Origin of the sequence: Intestinibacter sp. (assembly GCF_051866655.1) — a bacterium.
Classification (GTDB): Bacteria; Bacillota; Clostridia; order Peptostreptococcales; family Peptostreptococcaceae; genus Intestinibacter.
In genome coordinates, this window is the sequence record NZ_JBJDXL010000091.1 from 1 (window position 1) to 6,860 (window position 6,860).

Here is a 6,860-nt window from a genome sequence, read left to right on the forward strand (position 1 = left end):
TAAATTTAAGCCCTCCTTACCATTCACTTAACAAGAGCAGTATTTAAAAATTACTCTTATACAGTTTCAATTATTCTATTTTTAAGCTAGTATTACTTATTTTTCTAATTTATCTAATGCAGCTTTAACAACGTCTGGAGTAGCTGGTATTCTAGTTATTCTAGCACCAGTAGCGTTGAATATAGTGTTTAATATAGCTGGGTGAGGAGCAGCTAGAGGTCCTTCACCTACACCAGATGCACCATAAGGGCCATCAGGTCTTGGAGTTTCTTCAAAGTGTAATACTAAATCATCTGGAACGTCTTTGATTTGTGGTATACCACATTTAACTAATGAAGTATGTTTGCTTAAGTCTTCGAAGTCTTCAGTTAATGCAAGACCTATACCTTGAGCTAAAGCACCATAAACTTGACCTTCAACAACTATTCTATTGATTATAGTACCACAGTCAACTGACATAGTGAATTTTTCAACTGTAACTTTACCAGTTTCCATATCAACAGCAACTTCTGGCATATTTAATACATACATGTAGTTACTGAATGGTTTACCTTGAGCAGTAGCACCATCACAGTCAGTACATTCAGAAGCAACCCATTTACCAGTGTATTTAGTTGGTAAACCTTCTGCAACCATTTCATCGTAAGTACGATAAGTACCGTCACCTTTATCTAAAGCAGCTAATAAGTTTTCAGCAGCTATTCTAGTAGCATTACCAGTAACAACGTTAGATCTACTTCCACCAGCAGGACCACTGTTTGGAGTGAATTCCATATCGCATAATACTAGTTTGAAATCTTCTGGTTTGTATCCAGCTTTCTTAAGAGTTTCATGAGCCATAGTTAAAGTACCTATATCAGCACCTTGACCATGATCTTCCCAAGAGTTGTAGATAGTTACACCATCTTTAGTGATTTCAGCGTAAGCTTCAGATGAGTCAGCACCATCAAGACCGCATCCATAAACACCTACAGATATACCAACACCACGTTTAACTTTATCAGTAGAGTTAGCTTTTACTCTCTTCTTAGCTTCTTCCCATTCAGGTCTTAAGTCATCCATCATTTTAACTAATGAGAATACTTCAGGATCTTGACCAGTTGGAGTAGTATCTCCTGGTCTGTAAACATTTCTATATCTTAATTCAAATGGGTCCATTCCCATCTTATCAGCTAATACATCTATTGCTGTATCAACACCCATGAAACTTTGTGGAGCACCGTATCCTCTGAATGCACTACCCCAACCATGGTTAGTAAATACGCAGTAAGAATTATTTCTTATATTAGGTATACCATAACCAGCACCCATGAATTGTGATAGACGCATTGTTAATAAGTCACCGAATTCAGAGTATGGACCATGGTCTACGTAGTTTTCACCTTCTAATGCTAATATCTTACCATTTTCATCTGCACCAAGTTTAACTTTTAAGAATGCAGGAGATCTCTTACCAGTGTAAGTGATTTGTTGATATTGGTCATATACTAGAGAAACTGGTCTACCAGTTGCTAAGCAGCAAACACCTAGTATAGATTCCATAGTTGGTGAGAATTTATATCCAAAAGTACCACCAGTTGGGTTTTGTACTAAGTAACAATCTTCTGGAGCTACACCTATACCTTCACAGATCATTAAGTGATGTAGATGTATACCGATACTCTTAGAGTGTATAATTAATTTTCCGTTTTCATCTATGTAAGCTTGACCACAGTCTGGTTCTAGAGGTAGATGTGGTTGACGGCTACAATAAGATTCAACTTCTACTACATTTGGAAGAGTTTCCATTAATGGAGCAGTGTCTTCACCTTTTATACATTTAGTTTCATAGAATACATTTGGAGTACCAGGATGTATTTCTATAGCGTCTTCAGCCATTGCTTCTGGAGCACTCATGTAAGCTGGAAGAACTTCTAAATCAACTTTAACAAGTTTAGCAGCTTCTCTAGCTATTGCTTCTGTATCAGCAGCAACTACTGCTATAGCATCACCATATTGGAATACTTTTTCGTCACAAAGAACTGGTCTATCCCAACCATCACCTTTGTTGTATCCTGGGAAGAATACTAAACCGTTTATTCTATTATTACCTTTAACATCTTTAGCAGTTATAACTTTATGAACACCAGGAACCTTTAATGCTTCAGAATAGTCTATTCCTTTTATTAAAGCATGTGATACTTCAGCTTGAACTAAAGCTAATTTTAAAGTACCTTCTGGCATTTGTAAGTCTATATCAGCACCGTAATCCCAAGTACCAGTTACTTTAGCTTTTGCAGATGGTCTTATATAATCAGTACCTAGTATATCATTTCCTACTGGTTTGAATATTAAATCATCAACAGATTTTTCGCCTCTCATTACTGCTGCTGCATCCATAACAGCATCAACTAATGGTTTGTATCCAGTACAACGGCATAAGTTTTTATGTTTTTGGAACCAATCTCTTACTTCTTCTCTAGTTGGAGAAGGATTTTCTGCTAGTAAAGCTTTAGATGACATTAAGAAACCTGGAGTACAGTAACCACATTGAGCACAACCATGTCCCATCCAAGCAACTTGTAGTGGATGTAGTTCATCACCATTAGCTAAACCTTCTACAGTTTCTATTACAGATTCTTCTGGAACTTTTTTCATTTTTACTATACAAGAACGAACAGGTTTACCATTTAATATAACTGTACAAGTACCACAGTGTCCTTGGTTACAACCTATTTTACATCCTGTAAGCATTAATTGTTCACGTAATACAGTTGCTAAACTACTTTCTGGATCTACCATTAAGTTTCTCTTAACACCATTAATGAAAAAATGTCTCTTTAATAACAATTCTAATTCCCCCTTTATATAAGCCTATAACTCTTAAATAATCAAAGCTTTTAAAAAGCTTAAATTAAATTAAAATTATATATAAAATCTATATCAAAACCTTTTCCTGAAAATTGAAAAAGCTTATGATAACCAACCAAACTTTATTAAATAAATCAATACTTTGAAAATAGATTATATTTAGAAAATTTTAAATAAATTTAAAATCTATAAAAATCCGCTAATCTAATCAATAAAAAAATCTCCTTCTACGTAAAGGAGATTCGTTACTAATTAATATAATACTACTAATATTAATAAGTTCTCTCCTTTCCACCGGGAGGCATATCCATTTCTAAATATACCCTAACGTTTTAATTTCCATAATAAATATTTATACCTTAGGCAAATTAAAATCGGAGAATTTATCTGATTTTCATCACTATTTTTTATTTGTATCTTTTATTGATTTATTAATTAAATCATATCAGCTTTTGCATTATTTGTCAATTTTATATTCGAATAAAATCAAGTATACAAGTATACAAAATATTACTAAAAACATAGTGCTATTTTAAAGTTTTCACAAAAATTAGTTTAAAACATCAATTATATTTTCAGAAAAATTTAACAAAGTTCATATTAAAAATCATTTTTCGACATTTGCTTTTTTATCCATTTGTAAAAAATTAAAGGATATTCATATTTTTTATAGAAATTACTTATATGTAAATAATAATTTATATTATTACTAGGTGTGGTATTTTTCTGCACCTCAATTTCTAGTACATATGGAGGAAATGATATGACAAAAATAGGGAGAAATGATGACTGCCCTTGTAGAAGTGGCAAAAAATATAAAAACTGCTGTATAAACCAAATTGAGAGAGACAAGTTTTTAAAAGACACTCTAAATGCACAATACATAGATTTCAACTATATGATGGGTCAATTGATGGGAAGCTCACAGCTTTTATATGAATATTTATGTGATAACCTTAGATGGATCAGAAAGCCTATTATGTGGCTTCACAAACCAGATTTAAATGGAAATATGAGAAGCCTTAAGCTTGGAGAAGATACATATGCAATTTTACTTAAGGATATACCTGTAAATGAAAAAGATTATTTTGACCTAGCTCACGAAATAGGCCATTTAGTATTATCAGAATCTGGATATCCAAGTTGTGGTATAATAGGAAATGATGCTAAAAAAGCCTATTTAGCTTCAGTATTAAACAATGTTATCCTAGATCCTATAATAAATAGACAGCTTAAACAATATGGATTTGACTTTAAAGCTCATATTGAAAAATCAATAGAAATACAAGTACCTGTAGTTAATTCATATCAAGAAGAAGAAAAACTACATAAGTATGACAAGCACTTTTTAAAATGTCTACTAATTCAAAAGAGCTTAGATTGGAATTTACTTGACGACGATATAGAAAATCCATTTGAGGAAATCTACAAACAAAAATACCCAACTATATACAACGAAGCATTGCAAATAATTGAGTATATAAAGGGCTTAGAATGGAACACTCCTCAAATAGCCAATGAAATATTAAATAAAATGATAAAAGACGACGAAATGGAAGATACTATACAAATTCTATAAAGTTATTTTTAAAATACTAGCTTTTGAAATAGTAAGCTAGTATTTTTTATTTGTTTAAATTTCTATACTCCTTAGGCGTCATACCTGTCTTTTTCCTAAATACCTCACAATAATAGCTAGAAGAGCAAAATCCATTTTCATATGAAATCTGGCTGATGGACATATTTGTGTTTTTTAGAAAATCGATGCTTTTATTGATTCTGTAATCTTGAATGTACTCAAATATAGTACATTTTACATTTCTTTTAAATAAATGGCAACATTCGCTCTTGCTCAAATGCACACTTTTCGCTATATCCTCTAATGCTATTTTATTCATATAATTTTGGTGTATATAAGAAAAAATCGATTTAAGCCTGTTATCATCATCACTCTTCGGTCTGTCGTAGCTATCGTAATCAGTTTTTACATTTACTATTATCATTTTCCAAATCTCTAATAATTTTAAATATATATCAAATTCATATAAATCACTTTTTTCATAATTGAGTTTATGCACTTCTTTTATCTTCTCCAATATAAAATTTTGCCACTCGATTTCTCTACTTAAAACTATAGCTGTAATATTTCTACAACTTAAATAAGGATTTATATATTTCTGTCCTATAATGCTCCCTTGAAATGATCCTATTAACTTAGGATGAAAATCTATGCATATATAAGAATTTAAAGGAGATGATACAGGTTTTGCCATATGTAAGTACTGACTGTTTATAAATATACCGTCACCTTCATTTAAAGTGTACTTATTTTCAGACACATAAAAATCGACAACTCCCTTTGTAACTATACAAAATTGTAATTCCTCATGCCAATGCCAATTGACAAATCCAAGCACATTTTTTTCTAAAACAGTTTCGTATATGACTATAGGAAATTCATAGATGCCATGATTTGTAGTTTCTTTTTTATTTTCATCGACTTTTATATTGTATATTTGCATTTTACCACCTCTTCACAATACAGTTATATAAATAGACAATATTTAGATATAAATACATATATTTCTTAAATATAATTATATTAAGAAAAAACTCAACAATCAATAACAAAACTTTAAACATATACTGTTACATATTTAGGAGGTATTTTTATGGAAAAAAATAATATTTTGGAAGTCTGCAAAAAATACGGAGATGATTTGATAAAATTCACTCAAGAGCTAGTAAAAATTAGAAGCTACTCTGATGAAGAAGGAAAAATTGTAGAAGCAGTTTTAAATAAAATGAAAGAGTTGGGATACGATGAAGCATTTATAGATTCTACAGGAAATGTAATAGGAAAAATCGGTACAGGAAAAAAAATAATAATGTTTGATTCACATCTAGATACAGTTCAAGTTCCAAATCCTGAAGATTGGACTGTTCCACCTTTTGAAGCAAAAATAATAGATAATCAATTATACGGTAGAGGCTCTGTAGATATGAAATCAGGTCTTGCCGCATCTGTCTACGCTGCAGCAATTGCTAAAGAATGTAATTTACTACAAGGAAAAACTATCTATGTTACTGGTTCAGTATGTGAAGAATTCTGCGATGGTGTAAATATAAAGATGTTTTTCGAAGAATACAATTTAAAACCAGACTACGTAGTTATATGTGAACCATCAGACAATATAATCACACTAGGCCACAAAGGTAAAGCTCAAATACTTATAACTACTCACGGTGTATCAGCTCACGGCTCAGCTCCTGAAAAAGGAATAAATGCCGTATACGAAATGGCTGAAATAATTCAAAGAGTTGAAGCTAAAAACAAAGAATTATTTGAAAAGGGAAATCCTCATGGAACTATGGTTTTATCAGATATAAATTGTGTAAGCGCATCTCTAAATGCAGTTCCAAGTGAATGCAGCATTTACATAGATAGAAGAATGATCCTTGGAGAAACTGAAGAAGATGTTAAAAAAGAAATGGATGCCATCATAGAAGGAAAAAGAGCGACTTGGCAAATAGGTACGCTTAGACATACTAGCTGGAATGGAGCTAAATTAGTTTACGAGCCAATCCACGCTCCTTGGAAAATAGATAGAAATCACGAGCTTACACTTGCATGTGATAAATCTTACGAAGAGACATTTGGAGCTAAGCCTGAAAAATACGACTTCTGGGATTTTGGAACAAATGCCGTCACTCCAGTCAGCATGGGAGTACCTACTATAGGATTTGGTCCTGGAGAGTACAAGCTTGCCCATATGGTCGATGAGCATTGTGATATCGATAAGATAAAAGATGCTTGCAAATTCTACGCTTGCTTGATAAATAATCTATAATATTTAAAACGCCCCTTGAAATTAACCTATCAAGAGGCGTTTTATCTTAAAGTTCTTCATCCTCTATTTCATCTAAAACCCTCTTAAACTCGTCTCTAGCTTGTTCTATCAAAATACTATCTTGTTTGTCTAAGACTGCTTCAAACTGTATAAGGGCCT

4 protein-coding genes and 1 riboswitch are annotated in these 6,860 nt (G+C 32.0%); of the genes, 2 read left to right on the forward strand and 2 right to left on the reverse strand.

Translation table 11 applies throughout. The features are described from left to right. Positions 1-96: 96 nt before the first annotated feature. Positions 97-2,829, reverse strand: a complete 2,733-nt coding sequence (locus tag ACI3VO_RS02430) for a molybdopterin-dependent aldehyde oxidoreductase (RefSeq protein WP_439756384.1) — start codon at positions 2,827-2,829, stop codon at positions 97-99. 289 nt (positions 2,830-3,118) lie between these two features. Next, a riboswitch (molybdenum cofactor riboswitch) is annotated at positions 3,119-3,242 on the reverse strand. Positions 3,243-3,613: 371 nt separating this feature from the next. Between ACI3VO_RS02430 and ACI3VO_RS02435 the strand changes: the two genes are divergently transcribed. After that, complete coding sequence (locus ACI3VO_RS02435) at positions 3,614-4,429, forward strand: YecA family protein (protein ID WP_439756385.1); 816 nt, start codon at positions 3,614-3,616, stop codon at positions 4,427-4,429. Between the two features lie 46 nt (positions 4,430-4,475). Here ACI3VO_RS02435 and ACI3VO_RS02440 read toward each other — a convergent pair whose 3' ends face one another. Further along, positions 4,476-5,372, reverse strand: coding sequence for an AraC family transcriptional regulator (locus ACI3VO_RS02440; protein ID WP_439756386.1), 897 nt, complete (start codon positions 5,370-5,372; stop codon positions 4,476-4,478). Positions 5,373-5,522: 150 nt separating this feature from the next. Here ACI3VO_RS02440 and ACI3VO_RS02445 point away from each other — a divergent pair, with 150 nt between their 5' ends. After that, a complete protein-coding gene (locus ACI3VO_RS02445) occupies positions 5,523-6,701 on the forward strand; it encodes a YgeY family selenium metabolism-linked hydrolase (protein WP_439756387.1) in 1,179 nt (392 codons plus the stop codon). Positions 6,702-6,860: the final 159 nt, after the last annotated feature.

Coding starts and splice junctions, on each gene's coding strand:
- ACI3VO_RS02445 (WP_439756387.1), top strand. CDS start 5,523: ATGGAAAAAAATAATATTTTGGAAGTCTGCAAAAAATACGGAGATGAT.
- ACI3VO_RS02440 (WP_439756386.1), bottom strand. CDS start 5,372: ATGCAAATATACAATATAAAAGTCGATGAAAATAAAAAAGAAACTACA.
- ACI3VO_RS02435 (WP_439756385.1), top strand. CDS start 3,614: ATGACAAAAATAGGGAGAAATGATGACTGCCCTTGTAGAAGTGGCAAA.